Annotated in this window: 18 protein-coding genes and 1 pseudogene; 3 read left to right on the forward strand and 16 right to left on the reverse strand. The window is 72.3% G+C overall.

Annotation, left to right across the window (positions count from 1 at the left end):
- Positions 1–68: 68 nt before the first annotated feature.
- The 14 genes from hypE to ACIBUY_RS25480 form a co-directional block, all read right to left on the reverse strand.
- Entirely contained in the window at positions 69–1,103 is a 1,035-nt protein-coding gene (gene hypE, locus ACIBUY_RS25415; protein WP_365578559.1) for a hydrogenase expression/formation protein HypE, read from the reverse strand.
- Positions 1,100–2,212: a hydrogenase formation protein HypD gene (hypD, locus tag ACIBUY_RS25420; protein WP_365578557.1), complete on the reverse strand. Its 1,113-nt coding sequence runs from the start codon at positions 2,210–2,212 to the stop codon at positions 1,100–1,102. The genes hypE and hypD overlap by 4 nt, the downstream gene beginning before the upstream one ends.
- Positions 2,209–2,895 (reverse strand): CBS domain-containing protein, encoded by a 687-nt coding sequence (locus ACIBUY_RS25425; protein WP_365578555.1) that lies wholly within the window; start codon positions 2,893–2,895, stop codon positions 2,209–2,211. The genes hypD and ACIBUY_RS25425 overlap by 4 nt, the downstream gene beginning before the upstream one ends.
- A gap of 27 nt (positions 2,896–2,922) precedes the next feature.
- Positions 2,923–4,242, reverse strand: coding sequence for a Ni/Fe hydrogenase subunit alpha (locus tag ACIBUY_RS25430; protein ID WP_399153812.1), 1,320 nt, complete (start codon positions 4,240–4,242; stop codon positions 2,923–2,925).
- A complete protein-coding gene (locus ACIBUY_RS25435; RefSeq protein WP_365578551.1) occupies positions 4,239–5,015 on the reverse strand; it encodes an oxidoreductase in 777 nt (258 codons plus the stop codon). Before ACIBUY_RS25435 ends, ACIBUY_RS25430 begins: the two co-directional genes overlap by 4 nt.
- 1 nt (position 5,016) lies before the next feature.
- Positions 5,017–5,835: an FAD/NAD(P)-binding protein gene (locus ACIBUY_RS25440; RefSeq protein WP_365578549.1), complete on the reverse strand. Its 819-nt coding sequence runs from the start codon at positions 5,833–5,835 to the stop codon at positions 5,017–5,019.
- Positions 5,832–6,290, reverse strand: a complete 459-nt coding sequence (locus ACIBUY_RS25445; RefSeq protein WP_365578547.1) for a cyclic nucleotide-binding domain-containing protein — start codon at positions 6,288–6,290, stop codon at positions 5,832–5,834. The genes ACIBUY_RS25440 and ACIBUY_RS25445 overlap by 4 nt, the downstream gene beginning before the upstream one ends.
- Complete coding sequence (locus tag ACIBUY_RS25450) at positions 6,287–7,459, reverse strand: 4Fe-4S dicluster domain-containing protein (protein WP_399153813.1); 1,173 nt, start codon at positions 7,457–7,459, stop codon at positions 6,287–6,289. Before ACIBUY_RS25450 ends, ACIBUY_RS25445 begins: the two co-directional genes overlap by 4 nt.
- A gap of 111 nt (positions 7,460–7,570) precedes the next feature.
- Complete coding sequence (locus ACIBUY_RS25455) at positions 7,571–8,077, reverse strand: flavodoxin domain-containing protein (protein ID WP_399153814.1); 507 nt, start codon at positions 8,075–8,077, stop codon at positions 7,571–7,573.
- A gap of 44 nt (positions 8,078–8,121) precedes the next feature.
- A complete protein-coding gene (locus tag ACIBUY_RS25460; RefSeq protein WP_365578541.1) occupies positions 8,122–8,847 on the reverse strand; it encodes a CBS domain-containing protein in 726 nt (241 codons plus the stop codon).
- Positions 8,848–8,878: 31 nt separating this feature from the next.
- Positions 8,879–11,554, reverse strand: coding sequence for a GNAT family N-acetyltransferase (locus tag ACIBUY_RS25465; RefSeq protein WP_399154035.1), 2,676 nt, complete (start codon positions 11,552–11,554; stop codon positions 8,879–8,881).
- A 102-nt stretch (positions 11,555–11,656) separates the two neighbouring features.
- Positions 11,657–11,932, reverse strand: coding sequence for a HypC/HybG/HupF family hydrogenase formation chaperone (locus tag ACIBUY_RS25470; protein WP_365578539.1), 276 nt, complete (start codon positions 11,930–11,932; stop codon positions 11,657–11,659).
- Between the two features lie 5 nt (positions 11,933–11,937).
- Positions 11,938–14,247 carry a carbamoyltransferase HypF gene (gene hypF, locus ACIBUY_RS25475; protein WP_399153815.1) on the reverse strand — a complete coding sequence of 770 codons (2,310 nt, stop codon included), beginning with the start codon at positions 14,245–14,247 and terminating at the stop codon, positions 11,938–11,940.
- Positions 14,244–14,765 carry a hydrogenase maturation protease gene (locus ACIBUY_RS25480; RefSeq protein WP_399154036.1) on the reverse strand — a complete coding sequence of 174 codons (522 nt, stop codon included), beginning with the start codon at positions 14,763–14,765 and terminating at the stop codon, positions 14,244–14,246. Before ACIBUY_RS25480 ends, hypF begins: the two co-directional genes overlap by 4 nt.
- A gap of 254 nt (positions 14,766–15,019) precedes the next feature.
- Here ACIBUY_RS25480 and ACIBUY_RS25485 point away from each other — a divergent pair, with 254 nt between their 5' ends.
- A complete protein-coding gene (locus tag ACIBUY_RS25485; protein WP_399154037.1) occupies positions 15,020–15,883 on the forward strand; it encodes a universal stress protein in 864 nt (287 codons plus the stop codon).
- Between the two features lie 21 nt (positions 15,884–15,904).
- Here the strand turns inward: ACIBUY_RS25485 and ACIBUY_RS25490 are convergent.
- Positions 15,905–16,009: pseudogene (locus ACIBUY_RS25490) on the reverse strand (polyphosphate kinase 2); the annotation flags it as partial.
- 76 nt (positions 16,010–16,085) lie between these two features.
- Here ACIBUY_RS25490 and ACIBUY_RS25495 point away from each other — a divergent pair.
- Positions 16,086–18,803: a cation-translocating P-type ATPase gene (locus ACIBUY_RS25495; RefSeq protein ID WP_399153816.1), complete on the forward strand. Its 2,718-nt coding sequence runs from the start codon at positions 16,086–16,088 to the stop codon at positions 18,801–18,803.
- Between the two features lie 237 nt (positions 18,804–19,040).
- Complete coding sequence (locus ACIBUY_RS25500) at positions 19,041–19,451, forward strand: hypothetical protein (protein WP_399153817.1); 411 nt, start codon at positions 19,041–19,043, stop codon at positions 19,449–19,451.
- A gap of 15 nt (positions 19,452–19,466) precedes the next feature.
- Here ACIBUY_RS25500 and ACIBUY_RS25505 read toward each other — a convergent pair whose 3' ends face one another.
- Positions 19,467–20,741, reverse strand: coding sequence for an APC family permease (locus ACIBUY_RS25505; protein WP_399153818.1), 1,275 nt, complete (start codon positions 20,739–20,741; stop codon positions 19,467–19,469).
- Positions 20,742–20,842 lie beyond the last annotated feature (101 nt).

Here is a 20,842-nt window from a genome sequence, read left to right on the forward strand (position 1 = left end):
ACGACCGCATCTGGAGCTTCGCCGCGTTCTCGGTGACGTTGTCGAGGCAGTGGCTCGAGTGACCGCGGTCAGCAGATGCGCGGGAGTTGTTCCCCCAACGGCATGTCGAGGATCCGGCGTGCCCCCATCAGAGTGCGGAGCACCACCCTGCCGGGCGGTCCGTCGGCCGACACCTCGCCGATGCGTACGGCCTCGACACCTTCGGGGCGTGCGCGCAGGGTGGTGAGGGCCTCATCGGCGGCTGCGGGGGCGACGAAGGCGATCAGGCAGCCCTCGTTGGCGACGGTCAGCGGATCGAGGCCGAGCAGGTCGCACGCCGCCGCGACGGACTGCGGTACGGGTACGGCGCCCTCGTCGATCTCGATGGCCACAGCCGCGTCACGGGCGATCTCGTTGAGAGACGCGGCGAGACCGCCGCGCGTCGGGTCGCGCAGCGTGTGCACGTGGCGGCCGAGCGGGGCGAGGGTGCGGACCAGGCGGTGCAGGGGGCGGCTGTCGGAGGTGATGTCGCTCTCGAAGCCGAGGCCCTCGCGGGTGGAGAGCACGGTGATGCCGTGCAGGCCGACCGGCCCTGACAACAGGATCTGATCGCCGGGGCGGGCGAGCGCGGCGGAGGGACGCAGGAGCCCCTCGCGGCGGCCGATGCCGGTGGTGTTGACGAAGACCTTGTCGGCGGCGCCGCGGCCGACGACCTTGGTGTCACCGGTGACGACAGGCACCCCGGCGTCGCGGGCCGCCTTGCCCAACGAGCCGAGCACGGCGTGCAGTTCGGTGAGGGGCAGGCCCTCCTCGATGATGAGCGCGACGGACAGCGCCAGGGGCTGCGCGCCGCGCATCGCCAGGTCGTTGACGGTCCCGTGCACGGCGAGGGAGCCGATGTCGCCTCCCGGGAAGAACAGGGGACTGACCACGAAGGTGTCCGTGCTGACCACGAGGTCGGGGTGGCCCGGCAGGGGCGCGGCGTCCTCGAGGGGGCCGGGGGCGCCTGTGAGGGCGGGCAGGACGAGGGTGTCGAGGAGTTCGGCGCTGAGCCGTCCGCCGGCGCCGTGGCCGAGCAGAACGCGCTCGTCCTCGTGACGGGGCAGGGGGCAGTCGACGGTCATGAGACCTCACCTTCTGCGGGTACCCGGGTGCGTCCGGCGGAGTGGAAGGCCGCGCAGGTGCCCTCGGTGGACACCATCGGAGCGCCGAGCGGGTGACGGGGTGTGCAGCGGGTGCCGTACGCGGTGCAGTCGGTGGGCAGCCGCGCTCCGGTGAGGATGGCGCCCGCGATGCACTCGGGGTCCTCGGACGGGTGCAGGCCGCCGACGTCGAAGCGGTGTGCCGCATCGAACTCCACGTATTCCGGGGCGAGTTCGAGACCGCTGTCGGGGAGCCGGCCGATGCCCCGCCAGGCGCGGTCGGTGACGCGGAAGGCGCGGCGTACGGCATCGCGTGCCGTGGTGTTGCCACTGCGGGCGACGGCCCGCACGTACTGGTTCTCCACCTCGTGCCGTCCGGCTTCCAGCTGACGCACCGCGAACAGGATCCCCTCCAGGAGGTCCAGTGGTTCGAAACCCGTGACCACGATGGGCACGTGGTGGCGGGCGGCGATCGGTTCGTACGCGGTCCAGCCCATCACCGCGCATACGTGTCCGGCCGCGAGGAACGCCTGGACCTCGCAGTCCGGGTCGTCGAGGAGCGCGGTCATCGCGGGCGGGACGAGGACGTGGCTGACGAGCAGCGAGAAGTTCGGCAGGCCGAGCCGTGCGGCGTGCAGCACCGCCATCGCGTTGGCCGGCGCGGTGGTCTCGAACCCGACGGCCAGGAACACGACCTGGCGGTCCGGGAGTTCCTCCGCGATGCGCACCGCGTCCATGGGGCTGTAGACGACGCGCACGTCGGCGCCGCGTGCGCGCAGGGCGAGCAGGTCGGTGTCCGAGCCGGGGACGCGCAGCATGTCGCCGAAGCTGGTGAAGGTCACGCCGGGCCGCGCGGCGATCGCCATGGCGCGGTCCAGCGTCTCCAGCGGGGTCACGCACACGGGGCAGCCCGGACCGTGGATCATGCGGATCCCGGCCGGCAGCAGTTCGTCGATGCCCTGGCGGACCAGGGTGTGGGTCTGGCCGCCGCAGACCTCCATGATCCGCCAGGGGCGGGTGGCGGTGGCCCGCAGCTCGGCGAGGAGCCGCCGGGCGAGCGCGGGGTCGCGGTACTCGTCGAGGTACTTCACGAACCGGTGACCTCCGAGGTGGTGTCGTCCTCCGGTGTTCCGTGGCTCGCGAGGTGGCACTCCACGTCCACGACGCCTTCGACGGCCCGCGCCAACCGTGCGGCCACCGGGACGAGTCGGGTGTCGCGAATGCGCCCGGTGAGGGTGACGACGCCGTTCGCCACCGTGACGCGTATCGGTGTGATCGGCGTCGGGAAGAGGTAGGCGACGACCTCGCGGCGGATCTCTTCGGCGATGTCCTCGTCCGGCCGCAGGAAGACCTTCAGGAGGTCCGAGCGAGAGACGATGCCCTGGAGCCGTCCTTCGGCGTCGACGACGGGCAGCCGCTTGACGTGCAGCTGTGCCATGGTGCGGGCGGCCCGGGCGAGGGTGGCGTCGGCGTGGACGGTCACGGCGGGGCTGGTCATCAGCTCGGCGGCGCAGATCGCCCCGGCCTTCGCGAGGTCGGCCAGGCGGCGTCGCTGTGTCTCCCGGTCGGGGTCGCTGTCGCGGAACTCCTCCTTCGGCAGCAGGTCGGCTTCGGAGACGACGCCGACGACGCGCCCTTCGCCCTCCAGGACGGGCAGCGCGCTGACCTTCCACTCCTGCATCAGATCGACGATCTCCTTGAACGGGGCGTCGCGTCCGACGCCCACGACGGTCTGGGTCATCACGTCGCTGACCACGTGCGGGCTGCCGTGCATGGTGTCCTCCCTGCTGAAGTGGCTGGTCTAGGTACGGTCGACGGTCAGGTCGAGGAAGTGGGTGGAGCACGAGATGCACGGATCGTGGTTGCGGATGGCCCGCTCGCACAGATGGGTCAACTCGTGGTCGTCGAGACCGAGTTCGGTGATGCCGGTGTGCGCGATGCGCCGCAGGTCCTCCTCGATGGCGCCCTGGTTCTGCGACGTGGGAGGCACCAGGCGGGCGTCGGTGACGGTGCCGTCGGCGTCCAGGACGTAGCGGTGGTAGAGGAGTCCGCGGGGCGCCTCGGTGGCGCCGTGACCGGTCGCGGCGCGCGGCGGGACCTCCGCGCAGGGGCGGGGCGGGGGCTCGTAGGAGTCGATGATGCGCAGCGCCTCGTCGACGGCGTACACGACCTCGACGGCCCGGACCAGGATCGAGCGGAACGGGTTGCGGCACACGCCCTCGCCGAGCCCGGCCTCGCTCACCGCTTCCTGTCCGGTACGGGACAGGAGGTGGCCGTTGATCGCGAACCGGGCCAGCGATCCGGTGAGATGGCGCCGTCCGTCGAGCCGTGCGTGCAGAGCGGTGGAGTGCGGCACCTGTGATTCCCGCACGTGGTCGAGGAAGGCGGGCAGGGGGAAGGAGTGCGGTTCGCCGTCCGTGCGCAGCACCGTCGGCGTGCCGGTCTCGATGGCGTACGTGTCCGGGGCGGCCAGCGCGAAGAAGTCCGCGTCGACGCAGGCGTCCGGGAACTCGAAGCCGCGGACCCAGCGCACCGTCTCCCACGCGTCGTCCGCCGCCCGCCTCAACTGCTCGGTCAAGGAAGCGAGTTCGGCTCGGGCGGGGGTGCGGTGGAAGCCTCCGACGCGCACGTTGACCGGGTGGATGGCGCGCCCGCCGAGCAACTCCAGGATCGCATTGCCCGCCTGCTTCAGTCGCAACCCGCGCTCCACCGAGCCCCGGTCGGTGCGCGCCAGGTCGATCGCGCCGTCGCAGCCCAGGAAGTCGGGGGCGTGCAGCAGGTAGATGTGCAGGGTCTGGCTCTCGATCCACTCGCCGCAGTACAGGAGGCGGCGCAGTGCGGCGATCGCCGGATCCACGGTGACGCCGCACGCGTCCTCGATCGCCGCGCAGGCACTCATCTGATACGCCACGGGACAGATCCCGCACACCCGCGCGGTGATGTCGGGCGGCTCGGTGTGGGCGCGGCCGCGCAGGAACGCCTCGAAGAAGCGGGGCGGTTCGTAGATCTGGAGGCGTGCCTCGCTCACCTCGCCGCCCCGGACGGTGAGGTGCAGGGCGCCCTCGCCCTCCACCCGGGCGAGCGAGTCGACACGCAGGACGCGCGTGCCCTGATGGCTCATGACGGCCTCAACTCCTCCTCGAAGGCAGTGGTGTTGAAGGTGTGCAGGACGCGCTCGACGTCCGCGTCGCTCATGCCGTCGCGGCGCAGCAGCGGGATCTGCGCGGGCAGGTTCACCGAGCCGGACGGTCCGAAGCAGCCGTAGCAGCCGCGCCCGTACGCGGGGCACAGCGCGCCGCAGCCCGCGTGGGTGACCGGCCCCAGGCAGGGGGTGCCGTGGGCGACGGTGACGCAGACCGTGCCGCGCCGCTTGCACTCGAAGCACACGCTGTGGCTGGGGATGTCGGGCCGCCGCCCGGCAAGGTAGGCGGTGATGACTTCGAGGAGCTGGCGGCGGTCGATGGGGCAGCCGCGCAGTTCGAAGTCGACGTCGACGTGCGCCGAGACGGGGGTCGAGGTGGCGAGGGTGTCGATGTAGTCGGGGCGGGCGTACACGGTGCGCCGGAACTCGTCCACGTCGGCGAAGTTGCGCAGCGCCTGGATGCCGCCGGCCGTCGCGCACGCCCCGATCGTCACGAGGAACCGGGACTGCGCTCGGATGTGCCGGATGCGCTCCGCGTCGGCCGCCGTCGTGATCGAGCCCTCGACGAGGGTCAGGTCGTACGGGCCGGGCTCGACGGCCCTGGTCGCCTCGAGGAAGTGCGCGATGCGGACCTTCTCGCTGAGCGCGAGGATCTCGTCCTCGCAGTCGAGGAGGGTGAGCTGACAGCCGTCGCAGGAGGCGAGTTTGAACACGGCCAGGGTGGGGGCGGCGTTCATGGGGGCGGCGCTCATGTCACAACTCCCTTACGTGGAGGAGTGGTTCGGCGCGGCCCCAGTCGATCACCGGGCCGTCCCGGCACAGCAGGACGCCGCCGAGCTGGCAGTGGCCGCACGTCCCGGTGGCGCAGCGCATGTTGCGCTCCAGGGAGACCCGGATGTGCTCGGCCGGGATGCCGCGGTGCAGCAGGTCGCGGCCGGTGGCGCGGATCATGACCTCGGGGCCGCAGAGGAAAGCGGTGGTGTGCTCCGGCCGGAACTCGGCGCCGCTCAACAGCGTGGTGACGATCCCGACGTGCCCGGACCAGGACGGGGCGGGCCGGTCGACGGTCGCCACGCAGTGCAGCGCCGCGTCGTCGGACGTCCAGGCGCCCACCTGATCGGCGTAGAGGAGGTCGTCCGGCGTGCGAGCGCCGACCAGCAGGCTGAGCCGGCCGAACCGGGACGGCTCGGCCAGCACGGCCAGGACCAGGGGGCGCAGCGGGGCCAGGCCGATGCCTCCCGCCACCACCAGCACGTCCCGCCCCACGGCGCGCTCCACCTCCCACCCGGCACCGAACGGCCCGCGCAGCCCGATCTGTGCGCCGGGCCGCAGCCCGCACAGCGCGCCCGACACGGCACCCACCGCGCGGACGGTGTGCACCAGCTCGCGCCCCTCGACGCGGGAGACGGACACGGGGATCTCGCCGACCCCGAACGCGTACACCATCGCGAACTGCCCGGCCCCGAACGGGGAGAGCGCGTGCGGGCCGACGGGCTCGATGGTGAGGGAGACGGTGTCGGCGGTCTCCGGCCGCACCTCGGTGACGCGGTACGGCAGTGGGGGCGGGGTCATCGAGGGCTGCCGCTGCCATAGGGGGCATAGAGGTCGAGGAGCCGGGTCCGGGCCGACTGCAGCCGGTGGGCGAGCACGCGTCCGACCCAGGCGGCGACGGAGTTGCCGAACGCGGGATCGGCCGCGCACATGGACCTTACGGCGGTGGCGTCGAACTCCCAGGCCCGTACCGGGCTCGTCGTCTCCGCGCCCAGCTGCCACTGGTGTGGCGCGAACAGCCAGGACCAGCCGATGAGTTCGCCGTGTCCGAGGGTTTCGATGACCGCGGCACGGCGGCCCGGGACGTGCATGTCGAGGGCGACGGTGCCGGTGCGCACGATCCAGAACCGGTCGGCGTGCCCACCTTCCTCGAACAGGCGGGTGCCGATGTCGAAGTTGACCGGGCGGGCGATGCGCATCAGCCGGTCCCGGTGTGTGACGGGCAGGGCCGTGCGCAGGGTGGTGGTGGAGGTCATGGCTGCGTCCCCTCGTGCTTGTGCTCCCGGCTCAGGCGGGCGGCGAGCTCGTCGTGCAGCGCGGTGGCTTCTTCGGTGATGTCGATGCCGACGGGGCACCACGTCACGCAGCGGCCGCAGCCCACACATCCGGTGGATTCGAACTGCTCGTGCCAGGTGCCGAGTTTGTGGGTGAGCCACTGGCGGTAGCGGCTGCGCGGCGAGGAGCGCACGGGGCCGCCGTGCACGTGGGAGAAGTCCAGGTCGAAGCAGGAGTCCCAGCGTTGCCACCGCTCGGCGTGGTCGCCGGTGAGGTCGGTGACCTCCTCCGTGGTCGTGCAGAAGCAGGTGGGGCACACCATCGTGCAGTTGCCACAGGTGAGACAGCGGTCGGCGACGTCGTCCCAGCGTGCGGCGTCCAGGCTCTCGCCCATCAGGGTCTGGAGGTTCACCGCGGGCATGGCCCGGCCCATGTGGTCGCGGGCCTGGTCGACCAGGGTCCCGGCGGTCGCCTCCGTGACCGAGTCGGCGTCCCTGCAAGGAAGTTGGGCCAGGATCTTCGAGCCTTCCTCGGTGCCCGCGCGCACGAAGAAGCGGTGGCCGGCCGGGTCGATGACTTCGGTGAGCGCGAGGTCGTAGCCGGCGTCCTGATCGGCTGCCGGGCCGCTGCCCATGGAGACGCAGAAGCAGGTGGACCCGGGCACGGTGCATTCGGCGGCGATCAGGAACGCGCCGTTGCGACGCTGCCGGTAGCCGTTGTCCTCGTAGCGGCCTGCGGCCAGGACCCGGTCCTGGATGGCGATGGCCCGCAGGTCGCAGGGGCGGACGCCGAGGAACGCGTAGGACGGGCGCGGGGGCCGGTCCTCGCTGACGGTCAGGGACCCGTCGGCCGCGCGGTCCGTGCTCCACAGCTTCTCGCGCTGCGGGTGCAGGAAGTTCTTCCAGGACTGCGGGCCCGAGGTGTGGGCGAACGCGGCGCCGTCGGCACGCGGCACGAGCCGGTAGCGGCCGGCTTCGACCTCGCTGCCCCAGCCGAACGGCAGATCGTCGGCCGAGGAGACCTGGGACAGGACGACGGCCCCGTCGCGTGCGGTCGGGCCGATCACGGTACGGCCGTGCGCGGCCAGGGTCTTGATCAGGCAGTCGAGTCCGCCCCGGTCCAGGACGGCGGTGCCCAGGGCGCGGTCCATCTTCCCTCCGGTGCTTCGCTGTGGTGGGTCCGTCTGCTCGTTCACTCCAGCGTCCGGCTGTGGGGCGGGTGGCGCTACGGGCTGCCCGGTCCACAACTAGGGTCGTTCGGCTCAGTCGGAGAGCGCGTCCGCGATCGTGTCGGCCCAGCTGTCGATGGCCGGCCAGTCCCGGAAGTCTCCGTACCGGCCACCGCCGAGCGTGAACATGAGGCGTCCGCCCCGGCCGAAGTGGTCGGGTCGGACGACTCCGGAGAAGCGCCGGTATCCGCGGGGCGCGATCAACTCGACGAGCTCGGCAACGGGTTGCTGTTCGCCGCGTTCGGCGAGGCGTCGCGCGGGTCCGCGCAACGCTCCGGTCATTCCGACGCTGAACATCCACACGGGCATGCCGGCCAGCTCGGCGCGGTGATCGCGTACGAAGCCGGCCGCGACGGGCAGCCAGGCGCCGTCGTGCACGGCACTGCCCAGGACGACCGCGGTGCGGCCGTCGAGGGCGGGTGCCTTGTCGAAACGCTGGATGTCCACGGGGTGGCCCCTGGCGGCGATGCGGGCGCAGATGCGTTCCGCGACCTCCACGGTGGAGCCGTGTTCGCCGGCGCAGCCGATCAGTACCGACATGGCGCGGGTTCTCCCTTCGGACTGTGGTCGGTCGGCACGGCCTCTCAGAGCTTGTGCAGCCAGTCCTCCTGGATGCCGTGCAAGGCCTGTTCGCTCGGTCGCAGATGGGAGTCGTCGAGGCGGTAGGTCAGGTGGTCGACCACGCCGACGACACCGTCCATGCGCGCGATCATCCCGGTGGCGATCGCGATCTCGCTCTGCCGCTCCAGCTGTCCTTTGAGCGTGACCACGCCCTCGTGCACGTCGACCGTGACGAGCCGGGGCCCCAGCCACAGCGTGCGCACCAGTACGTCCTCGATGACGGCGCGGCGGATCTCGGCGTCGGGACGCAGGAAGACCTGGAGGATGTCGCGGCGGGTGACGATCCCGACCAGACGGTCCTCCTCGTCGACCACGGGAAGCCGCTCCACGCCGTGTTGGGCCATGGTCCGTGCGGCCTCGGGCACCGTCGAATCGGCGGTCACCGTGAGGGCGGGCGTGGTCATCAGTGACCCCGCGGTGCGGGCGTCCGCCTTGGCCGCGATCGTGCGGCGGGCCCGGCTCAGGCGGCTCCAGCGGGACGGGCGGGCGCCGGGTTCTGGCTGTTCGGACTGGTGGAGCATCAGGTCGGTCTCCGAAATGACGCCGATCACCTTGTCGTCCTCGTCGATGACCGGGAGGCCGCTGATGCGGTGCTCGGCAAGGAGCCGGGCCACTTCCTTGAACGGAGTGGCATAGCGGGCGGTGACGACGTCACCGACCATCACGTCGCCGGTCTTCGTGTGCTTCATGGGAACCGTTCCTTCCTTCTCGCCGGTGCGGTCAGCGCAGTCGGCGCAGATACGGGTCGTGGGCCTGCCGGGGCACGAGGCGCACGCGGACGTCGAGCGCGGCGATGCCGTGCGGCCCCGCCAGGACGGGGTTCAGGTCGGCCTCCGCCAGCTGGGGCACATCGCCCGCCAGCCGGGAGAGCCGGTGCAGGAGTTGCTCCAGGCCGTCGAGGTCGGCCGCGGGCGTGCCCGCGTAGCCGAAGAGCAGGGGTGCGCAGCGCGGAGACGTGATCAGATCGTGTACGTCGCGGTCGCTCAACGGGGCCAGACGTGCGGCGTGGTCGGCCAGGAGCTCGGTCGCCGTGCCGCCGTGACCGAAGACGACGAGCGGGCCGAACACGTCGTCCTGGACGAGCCCGGCGAACAGCTCGGTGCCGCGGTCGGCGAGCGGCTGGATCAGCACTCCGGTCATGTGGTCGCCGAAGCGGGTGGTCAAGTCCCGGTGTGCGGCCCGTACTTGGGACGCCCCGCGCAGGTCCAGGTGGAGTGCGTGCTGCTCGCTCTTGTGCAGCAGACCGGGCCAGTAGGCCTTCATGACGACGAGTCCGTCGGCTCCGGCGAGGCGTTCGGCGGCGCTGACGGCCTCGTCCTCGTCGCGGGCCCAGGCCCACGGGATCTGCGGGATGCCGTAGCAGGCGAGCAGAGCGGCAGTGGTGCGCGGGTCGAGCCAGCCGCCGTCCGGCTGCTCGGCGAGGAAGCCGGCGACGAGGGCCTGCGCGGCATCGGCGTCGATGCCGGTCAACTCCGGGTAGGTGTCCGGCTGTCGGGCGAGCCACTGGGCCCGGGTGGTGGCGTGGGCCAGGGCCCGGGCGGCGTCCTGTGCTTCGCCGTATGCGGGGATGGTGCCGTGCAGCAGCTCGATGCGGGGCGCCTGTGCGGGGAGTACCGCGACCACCGGCCGGGGGAGCGGGGTGGCGAGTCGACCGAGAGCGGCAGTCAGGTCGTCGCCCGTCGCCGTCGCGACCGCGGTGGGGACCAGGAGGACCAGGACGGCGTCGACCGCCCCGTGCCGCGCCAACTGCTCGACGCATCCCCGGAGTTGGGCCTCGTCGACCATGGGAGTGGTGTCCACCGGGTTGGTGGCGCTCGCTCCCGCGGGCAGTTCGGTGAGCAGCGTGTCGACGAGGTCGGCGCCGAGGGCCGGCAGGCTGAGTCCTGCCTCTGCGCAGGCGTCGGCGGCCAGTACGGCGGCGCCGCCCGCGTTGCTCACGATGGCGACCCGGGTGCCGGTGGGCAGCGGCTGGGAGTGCAACAGGGCCGCGGTGTCGAGGAGTTCGCCGATGGTGCGGGTGGCGGTGACCCCTGCCTGGTGGAACAGGGCCTGGCGGGTCATCGTGCGGGTGGCGGCGGCCGCGGTGTGCGAGGCGGCGGCGCGCTGTCCGGCGGCGGACCGCCCGGCGTCCACGGTCAGCACCGGCATGGTGCGGGCCACGCGGCGGGCGGTGCGGGAGAAGGCGCGGGGGTTGCCGAACGACTCCAGGTGCAGCAGCGCCAGGTCCGTGCGGCCGTCGCTCTCCCACCAGTGCAGCAGGTCGTTGCCGCTGACGTCGTACTTGTCGCCCAGGGATACGAAGCTGGAGACGCCGATGCCGAGCCGGCGCAGGCCGTCGAGCAGGGCGATGCCGACGCCCCCGGACTGCACGGCGACCCCGGCGGTCCCGGGGCCCGGGTGGTGGGCGGCGAACGTGGCGTCGAGACGGATGTCGGGCTCCGTGTTGGCCAGGCCCAGGCAGTTGGGCCCGGTCAGTCGCATGCCGTGCCGTCGGCAGGCGGCGAGGACCGCGGCCCCCTCCGAGGTGCTCAGCCCGGCCGAGACGACGCACAGCGCCCGCACACCGAACGAGCCGCATTCCTCGGCGACTTGAGGAACGGATGCCGCGGGTACGGCGATGACCGCGAGGTCGGGGACGAGGGGCAGGGACGCGACGGCGGCGCAGGTGTGGATGCCGAGGATGTTGGCCGCCTCGGGGTGCACGGCGAACAGCCGCCCGGTGAAGGACCCGGTGCGCAGATTGCGCAGGACGGCGCGTCCGACCGATCCGGGTTTGCGGCCCGCGCCGATCACCACGACCGACCGGGGCTGCAGCAGCGGTCGCAGGCTGGCCGCGTCCGCGGCGCTCGCGCGCCTGTCGACCGCACTCAAATAGCCCTCGTTCTCGGTGAGTTCCACGGTGCAGTGGACCTCGGGCCCGTCGAAGTGGCGGGAGAGGTGCAGCCCGAGGTCGGCGAAGACCTTGAGGACCTCGTGGTTCTCGGCGAGCGCGTCCGCACGGAACGCGGTGAACCCCGCGCCGCGTGCGGCGTCCGCCAGGTGTTCCAGGAGCAGTGTGCCGATGCCGCGGTGGTGCCAGTCGTCGTCGACGGCCAGGGAGATCTCCGCCGTGGTGGAACCGGGGTCCGCCTCGTACTCGGCCAGGCCGATCAGTGCGCCGTCGTGCTCGGCGGCCAGTGCCTGGTACTCGGGGCGGGGCGGACGGGCCACGCGGTCGCCGGCCTGCCGTGCGCTGACGCGGCCGGCCGAGAAGAACCGCAACCGCAGGTTCTGTGCCGACATGTCTTCGTAGAAGTGCCGCACTGCATCGCGGTCGTCCGGTCCCGCGGTGCGTATGCGAACGGTGGTGCCGTCCGCGAGGAGCGCGTGCACCGGTGCTTCGTGGATCCTGGCCATCACGCGATCACGGTCCTTCCGTCGGGGGTCGCCTCCAGCCTCCGGCGGCGGCGCCCGCGTCCCCAGGAGCTGCCCGGGCAGTGAGTGAGGGCCAACCGGCCCTCAAGCACCGCCTGTCGGGCCGGGCAGCGGCTCGCCCAGCTCGCCCGCCACCTGGTCGGCCATCGCCCGCAGGACGTCCAGGGTGCGCGCGGCCTCCGCCTCGTCGACCTGGCTGATGGCGAAGCCGACGTGCACGATGACGTACGAACCCGGCTCGGCCTGCGGGGTGTAGGCGAGGCAGACCTCACGGCGTACGCCGCCGAAGTCGACGTCGCCCATGCGCATGCCGTCGCTGTCGCGGATGTCGAGGATCCGGCCGGGAATGCCCAGGCACATCGCGCTCACCCTTCGTCGTGGAGGCGGGCCGCCGCCACGGCGGCCTGCCCGAAACTGATTCCGCCGTCGCCCACCGGGACCTCGTGGCCGGTCAGCACGCGCAACCCTTGGGCACGCAGCCGCCGCCGCACCTCGGTCAGCAGCCGACGGTTCTGGAAACAGCCACCGCCCAGGCACACGGTGCGCGGCGCGCCCTCGGCGACCGCGTGCTCGACGAGCGCGGAGGTGGCCTCGGCGACGCTGGTGTGGAACGCGGCGGCCAGGTAAGGGACATGAGCGCCCGCGACGTACTGTTCGAGCAATGCGGTCAGGGTCGGTGTCGGGTCGTACACCCACAGCCCGTCCGCGCGCGCCAGCTGCCAGGGCAGGGCGGGGGCACGTACGGTCGCGGCCGCGCTTTCGAGAGCGACGGCGGCCTGTCCCTCGTACGACACCACGTCACCGAGGCCGAGCAGGGCGGCCGCGGCGTCGAAGAGACGGCCGCAGCTCGAGGCGGGCGGGCTGCCGAGGCCGCGCTCGGCCAAGGTGCGCACCGTGTCCACCGCGCGCGCATCGAGGCGCGCGGCGAAGGCCCTGACGAGCCGGGGGGAGGGCCGGGGCGTGCCCAGGGGTTCGGCGGCGTACAGGTAACTCAGCGCCATCCGGGCCGGGTTGCGCACCGCGGCCTCCCCGCCGGGCAGCGGCGCGCGGGCGAAGCGGCCCACCCTGCGGTAACCGCTCAGGTCGGCGACGAGGACCTCGCCGCCCCACAGGGTGCCGTCGTCGCCGAGACCGAGCCCGTCGTAGGCGATGCCGATGAACGGGGAGCGCAGCCGGTGCTCGGCCGCCACCGCGGCGACGTGCGCGTGATGGTGCTGCACGGGGATGCGATGTTCCACCGGCAGGGAGCGGGCCCACTGGGTGGAGCGGTAACCGGGGTGCAGGTCGTGGGCGACCGCGCGCGGGGAGATGCCCGTCAGGCGGGACAGGTCCGCGTACGTACGAAGGAAGGCGTCGTACGTGGCCTGGTCCGCCAAGTCGCCTGTGTGCGGCCCGAGATGGGCGCGCCGGTGCAGGGCCAGCGTGACCGTGTGCTTGAGCTGGGCCCCGGCGGCCACCAGGGGCAGTGGGGACGAGGCGGGCAGGCGCAGGGGAGCGGGCGCGTAGCCGCGTGCGCGCCGCAGTACGTGCACACTGCGCCGCTCGGTCTGGACGACGGAGTCGTCGTACCGGGCACGGATCGGCCGGTTGTGGGTCAGGAATCCGTCGGCGACCGACGGGAGCGTGCGGTGGGCCTCGGCGTCGTCGATGACGAGGGGCTCGTCGCTGAGGTTTCCGCTGGTGACGACGAGCGGCCGGTCCAGGGCGGCCAGCAGGAGGTGGTGCAGGCCGGTGGTGGGCAGGAAGAGCCCGAGCCGACGGGTGCCGGGGTGAACCGCGGGGGCCAGGGACGCGGTCTGTGCGCTGGTGGTGTCGAGCAGCACGATGGGGGCGCCGGGCGAGGTGAGCAACGACTGCTGTGTCGCGCCGACCGTGGCCAGACGCCGCGCTGTCGTGAGATCGGGCACCATCACGGCGAACGGTTTCGCGGGCCGCCGCTTGCGCCGCCGCAGCTCGGCCACCGCGTTCAAGTCCGTTGCGTCACAGATGAGTTGGTAGCCGCCCAGTCCCTTCACGGCGACGATTCCACCGTCCGCGACGGCCTTCACGGCGCACTGCAGGGCGCCCTCGCCCCGGACCGCTCCCCAGGCCAATGCCGGTCCACAGGCCGGACAGGCGAGGGGCTCGGCGTGGAAGCGCCGGTCGGCGGGATCTTCGTATTCCGTGGTGCAGCGGTCGCAGAGCGGGAAGTTCCGCATGGTGGTGCGTGTGCGGTCGTACGGCAGGTCCTCGATGACGGTGGCGCGGGGGCCGCAGTCCGTGCAGTTGATGAACGGATAGCGGTGGCGCCGATCGCCGGGGTCGAACAGCTCGGCGAGGCACGCCTCGCAGAGTGCCGCGTCCGGAGGGATCTCGCGGGGTGCGCCCGACGCCCGTGGGCCGGAACGGCTGGCGCGCACCGTGAAGCCCTGACCGGTCTCCTGATCGCCGTCGGAGGTGGTCGTGACCCGCACCCGGCGCACGTCGGACAGTGGCGGAGCCTGCTCGCGAAGGTGTGCGAGCAGTTCACGCAGGGCGGCGGGCCGGCCCGAAACGCTCATCTCCACATGGCCGTTGACGTTGCGCACCCAACCGCTCAGGCCGAGCGCGTGGGCGGTCCTGTGCAGGAACGGTCGGAAACCGACGCCCTGAACCCGGCCGAAGACCTCGATGTGCCGGGTCTCGTGCGCGCTCATGATTCGTCCTGGCCGATCGGTGCGGCGGCGCACTCGCCGCGACCGCGGACGATCTCCTCGCCCACGCGGTCCGCCAGCGGGATCACCTGCTCCGCCACCGCGTGCGACAGGCCGAGCCCCACGCTCCTGTCGGCGCCCTCGACGGCGTACACCACCAGACGGCCGGGCAGCCGCCCGAGCACGCGGGACAGCTCGATGGCCTCACCGAGCCCCAGACCGTGCGAGCTCGTCGCGCCCGCGTACCCCAACCGGTCACTGTCCAGCTCCAGTCGGTGCACGCGTCCCGGGTGCGGCGGGTCCGCGTGCGCGGCGTCCACGACGACGGCGAGGCCCGCGTTCTCCCACAGGCCGAGCAGGCGCCCCGGATCGCCGTCGCAGGTGTCCAGCTGGGTGCCGGGTGGCAACGGCCGCTCCTGGGCCCGCACCCTGAGCCGGTCCACCACCGCCCAGCCCACCCCGTCGTCGTGCCGGAACTCGTTGCCGACCCCGATGACCGCGATGCGTACCGAGCCGGTCATCATCCGCTCCCTCCGTCCACGGCGGGTGCCCATCCTGTGGCGCGCGGCGCGGCACGACAGGGGGCCGAACGTCCCCGGACGGGGACTGAAGGGCACTCGCGGACGTCGTCCGGCCCGTGAGAGAAGGAAGAGAAGGAGAGGAAGGACCGAAGGACCCGTCGACGACCGGAGCGCGCCGTACGCCGAGTGGTTGTTCGCCAAGCACTGACGCTGCAAGGAACTGAACTTCGACGTGAGGAAAGGCGGTGGGGACGGTGGAGCTGCCCCTGGTCGTGGGTGTGGACGGATCCGGTCCGAGTATGGACGCGGTCGACTGGTCCGTGGACGAGGCCGCGCGCCACGGACTCGAACTGCGGATCGTGTACGCGTTCTTGTGGTCGCGCTACGAAGCCATGGCGCTCGGGGGCGATCTCGGCCGACCGGCCGACCAGGCTCTCGCCGAGAACATCGTGGGTGCTGCGGCCGAACGCGCCCAGCGGCGCAACCCGGAGGTCAAGCTCACCACCTCGCTCGTACCGCAGGAGGCGTCGTACGCGCTCCTCGACGAGTCGCGCCACGCATGGGGCGTGGTGACCGGATCGCGAGGTCGCGGCGAACTGAAGGGGGCCCTGCTCGGCTCGGTCGGACTGTCGGTGGCCGCGCATTCCCACGGTCCCGTCATCGTGGTGCGCGGCGACAAGGCAGGCCTCGCCGGGAGTCACGAGCGGATCCTGCTCGCGGCAGGGGACGCGGCGGCCGACTCCGCTGCGCTGCGCTTCGCGTTCCGCGAGGCCGAGGCGCGCCGGTGCACCCTCGACGTCGTACGCGCCTGGCGCTGCCCCACGCACGAGAGCCCGGGTGCGCAGGAGCCCGAGCGCGAGCACGAGGAGCAGGCGGAGCAGTTCCTGGCCTCGATCCTGGAGGAGTCCGTCGTGCACCACCCGGACGTGCGGGTCAACCCGGTCACCGTGGAGGGGCCGGCCCACAAGGTGCTCGTGCACCGCTCGGCCGCCGCCGACCTGCTGGTCGTCGGAGCCCGGCGCCGGCACGGCCACTTCGGGCTGCAACTCAGCCGGGTCAGTCACGCCCTGCTCCACCAGGCGCAGTGTCCGGTGGCGGTCGTGCCCGACGCGGCGTGAGCGCCCCGGCTCGCTTGCAGGTCAGGCGAGATCCGCCGCGTGATCGGGGACGTATGTCCGGAGATCGCGCGGCGGCCGCCGCGGCAGATCCGTCGCGGGCAGCGCGACTTCTCGGTCGGGCACCGACCGGGCGTCGATGGCCGTAGTCCTTCTTGCTGTGACGTAGCCCGAGGCGGTAGATGCAGTGGCCCAGGACCGTGAAGTGCGCGGCCGGACGGCACATGAGGGGGGCGCGGCGCGACTTGCGGACCCGCTCGAACCGCTGACCCTCCTGCTGCAGCATCTGCGTAGTTCTCCGGAGGGGCTGTCGGAACGGGAATCGGCGCGCAGGCTGCTTGTCCACGGGCCGAACGCGCTGGTCCGCCGCGGGGGGACACGGTGGCCCGGCGAACTGGGACGCCAGTTCACGCATCCGCTGGCGCTGGTCCTGGCGGTGGCCGCGGTGCTGGCATGGTTCAGTGGGAGCCCTGCGCTCGGGATGGCGATCACGGCGGTGATCGTGCTGAACGCGGCCTTCGCGTTCTTCCAGGAAGTCCAGGCGGAGCGGGCCGTGGAGGCGCTCGAGGCGTTCCTGCCCTCCCACGCCCGAGTCCTGCGTGACGGCCGCCCACAGCAAGTGGAAGCCGTCCAACTGGTCCCCGGGGACGTGCTGCTCGTGGAGGAGGGCGACAGCATCTGCGCCGACGCGCGGCTGCTCGAAGGTGAGATCCAGGTCGACATCTCCACCCTCACCGGCGAGTCCGAACCCGTCGCCCGCTCCGCCGACAGCGTGGACACGGGGGTTCCGCTCCTGCACGCACGGGACGTCGTCTTCAGCGGGACCGTGTGCACCGGCGGTCAGGCCCAGGCCGTGGTCACCGCGACCGGCATGCACACCGAGCTGGGCCGCATCGCTGCACTCACCGCGCGCGTGGTGCGGGAGGACAGCCCTCTGGAGCACCAGGTCAAGCGGGTGGCGTGGCTGATCGCCGCGGTGGCCGTGGGGGTGGGGATCGGCTTCCTGCCGCTGGGGTTGCTGGCAGGCCTCGGCTGGAGCGCCGCGATCAGCTTCGCGATCGGCCTGCTGGTGGCCAACGTGCCCGAGGGCCTGCTGCCCACCATCACCCTGGCCCTGGCCGTCGGCGTGCGGGACCTGGCCCGACGAGGCGCCGTCGTGAAACGGCTCAGCGCCGTCGAGACTCTCGGCTCGACCACGGTGATCTGCACCGACAAGACCGGAACGCTCACCGAGAACCACATGCGCGTCACTTCCCTGTGGACCTCCGACGGGCCCACGACCCCGCAGGCAATGACCCCGCGGACCGATCTCGTGGTGGTGGCCGCCGCGGCCTGCACCAACGCCGAGTCGGGTGAGGGCACCGCTGACGAGGCGAAGGGCGACCCCACCGAGGTCGCCCTGCTGGAACTGGCCTCCGCCCGCGGCCTCGCCACCACCCCGGCCCAGCGAGCGGCGCGCCGTCGGCACCTGTTCCCCTTCGACTCCCGGCTCAAGCTCATGACCACCCTGGACGAGTGGAACGGCAGCACCACTGCCCTCACGGCACACACCAAGGGCGCTCCCGAGGAAGTACTCCCTCGGTGCACACACCTCCAACACCCCGACGGGCCCGTCCCGTTGACCGAGGGCGAGCGTGCCGCTGTGACGGCGGCCATGGACGACTACGCCGCGGCCGGGCTGCGCGTCCTGGCCGTCGCCGACCGCACGCTGCTCGCTGGAACGCCCGCCCCTGCCGACCGCCGAGAGGTCGAACGGGACCTGTGCCTGCTCGGTCTGGTCGCCATGAACGACCCGCCCCGGCCCCAGGTGGCCGCCGCGATCGACCTCGCCCACCAGGCCGGCATCCGTGTCCACGTCGTCACCGGCGACTACGGCGTCACCGCGGCGGCCATCGCCCGCCGCGTCGGCATCGGCGGTGATCACCCGCGCATCGTCACCGGCAGCGAACTGGACCAGCTCTCCGAACCGGAACTGGACCAACTCCTGGCCACCGGCGGCGAAGTGGTCTTCGCCCGCAGCACACCCGAGGCCAAACTCCGCATCGCCGACGCGCTGCGTGCCGAGGGCCAGGTCGTCGCCATGACCGGGGACGGCGTCAACGACGCCCCCGCGCTGCGCCGGGCCGACATCGGCATCGCCATGGGCCGCTCCGGCACGGACGTCGCCCGCGAGGCCTCCACCATGGTCCTCACCGATGACGACTTCACCACCATCGTCACTGCCATCCAGGCCGGCCGTCGCATCTATGACAACGTCCGCAAATTCATCCTGTACATCTTCGCCCACGCCGTCCCCGAGATCGTTCCCTTCCTGGCCTTCGCGCTCTCCGGCGGAGCAGTCCCGCTCCCGCTGACCGTCCTGCAGATCCTCGCCATCGACCTGGGCACCGACACCCTGCCCGCACTTGCCCTGAGCCGAGAACCCGCCGAACCCGGCGCCATGCAACGCCCGCCGCGCCCCCGCACACAGAACGTCATCGACCGAGCCATGCTCCTGCGCGCCTGGGCCTTCCTCGGCCTCATCTCCGCATTCCTGGTCATGACGGCCTTCGCCACCGTCCTGCTGCGGGCCGGCTGGCGCCCCGGTGACCCCGTCGGTACCGGCAGCCCCCTGCACCACACGTATCGGCAGGCAACCACCGTCACCTGGGCCGGGATCGTCGCCTGTCAGCTCGGCACCGCCGTCGCCGTACGCACCGAGCACGCCTCCCTGCGCACCGTCGGACTGTTCACCAACAGGCCCTTGCTCGCCGCCCTCGGTATCGCCCTGGCCTTCGCGGTGGCCGCCGTGTACCTCCCCGCCGCGCACACGGTGCTGGGAACGGAAGCCCTCACCCCGGGACAGTGGGCCCTCATCGCACCGTTCCCCGTCATCGTCTGGGGAGCCGACGAAGCACGCCGCTGGTACCGACGGCGTCCCTGACCCGTAGTCGGCATACCCATTCCGGTATGTGCGGCGTAGGGTCACTGGCAGGTCCCAGCCCCCGGCCAGTCGCTCACGGTCAAGGCCGCAGGACACAACTCCTCGCCCGGCCACGGCCAGTTCGTTCGACCCGACGAACGCAGGGAACTTTCGATGGGACGTACCTTCCGTCTGACAGAACCGCATCGCATCCAGCAGCGGGACAGGGACCCTTCCTCGGGCGCGAGGACCGACGGGGTGCGCATTTCCCTCCGTCTGGAACTGCCCCGCGTCACGGACAGCAACATGGCGATGGGGCAGGTGGCCCGTGCGGTCCTCGCCGCGATCGGAGCCCCGGTCGCCATGTCGCACGACCTCGCCGAGACCACTCGTGTCGCCGCCCAGTACCTGGTGAACCACAGCGCGGCGCCTGCCTACCAGCTGGTGCTGAGCACGGACGAGGACGGCGTCACGATCGCTGTCACCGACTATGTGCCACCGGTCCTCGGCGCTGAGCCGGCCTGGCAGGCGGTGCCCCACCGCAACGGAACCGGTTCCGGCAGGGCCGACAGGGCGGGCGAGGAGAGCCTGCAGTTCCACCGCAGTCCGGACGGCCACATGCAGCTCAAGACCCGCAGCCTCTTGCGGGAGCCGGACTCTCCGGCCTGACTGCGCGGTGGTTCGTCACGGGCGGGAGCTGCTGGTCCAGGCCCTCCGGAGCCCGTACACGATGGCTCCGATGAGGAGGACCGCGCCGCCGGAGACGACGGTGCTCAGGGGCAGGGCGAAGGCGAGGGCCGCGCAGCCGGTCAGGCCGGCGGCGGGGACGAGGCGGTGGGGCCGGCCCTCTTGGGGGGTGAGCGTCCAGGCGGAGGCGTTGGCGATGGCGTAGTAGGCCAGGACGCCGAAGGAGGAGAAGCCGATCGCGCCGCGTACGTCGGTGGTCGCGGCGAGCACCGTGACCACGGCGCCGACTGCCAGTTCAGCGCGGTGCGGGACACCGAAGCGGGGGTGGACGGCGGCCAGGGCCCGCGGTAGGTGGCGGTCTCGGGCCATCGCCAGCGTGGTGCGCGAGACCCCGAGGATCAGGGCGAGCAGCGAGCCGAGCGCGGCCACGGCACCGCCCGCGCGGACGACCGGCACCAGCCGGTCTGCGCCCGCGGCACGTACGGAGTCCGCCAGCGGGGAGGCGGCGTCCGCCAGGGCGCCCGGACCCAGCGTCATCAGGACGGCGACGGAGACGAGGGCGTAGACGAACAGAGTGATGCCGAGTGCTGTTGGAATGGCACGCGGGATGGTGCGCTCGGGATCGCGGACCTCCTCGCCGAGGGTGGCGATGCGGGCGTACCCGGCGAACGCGAAGAACAGCAGGCCGGCCGCCTGGAGCACCCCGCCGACCGTGGCGTCCGCCCCGATGTTCAGACGGCCGGTGTCCGCGCCGGGGGCGCCGAGGGCGGTGACGACCACGACGGCGAGCACGGCCAGGACAAGAGCGACGATGACCCGGGTGAGGAGTGCGGACTTCTGTACCCCGGCGTAGTTGACCGCTGTCAGTGCCACCACGCAGGCCACGGCCACTGCGTGGGCCTGGCCTGGCCAGACGTAGGAGCCGACGGTGAGGGCCATGGCCGCGCAGGAAGCGGTCTTGCCGACCACGAACGCCCAGCCCGCCAGGTGGCCCCAGAATTCCCCCAGGCGTTCACGGCCGTAGATGTAGGTGCCGCCGGATCGCGGGTACAGGGCGGCCAGCCGGGCCGAGGACGTCGCGTTGCAGTACGCCACGACCGCGGCAAGCACCAGCGCGAGCAGCAGCCCGGAACCGGCGGCACCCGCCGCCGGGCCCAACGCCGCGAAGATCCCCGCCCCGAGCATCGACCCCAGACCGATGACCACCGCATCGGACACCCCTAGACGACGCTTCATCTCACCCGCACCCGGCAGGGCCCTCCCCGCGTTCATCGATGGCTCCCTTTCGTGCCGGTCCTCGAACCGGGCACACCGTAGTCGAGGAAGGTGTCGAGAGGGGGGCGCCCCTGACAGGTTCAGTGGGGCCGGGGCCT

Origin of the sequence: Streptomyces sp. NPDC050085, from assembly GCF_044460595.1 — a bacterium.
Taxonomy (GTDB): domain Bacteria; phylum Actinomycetota; class Actinomycetes; order Streptomycetales; family Streptomycetaceae; genus Streptomyces.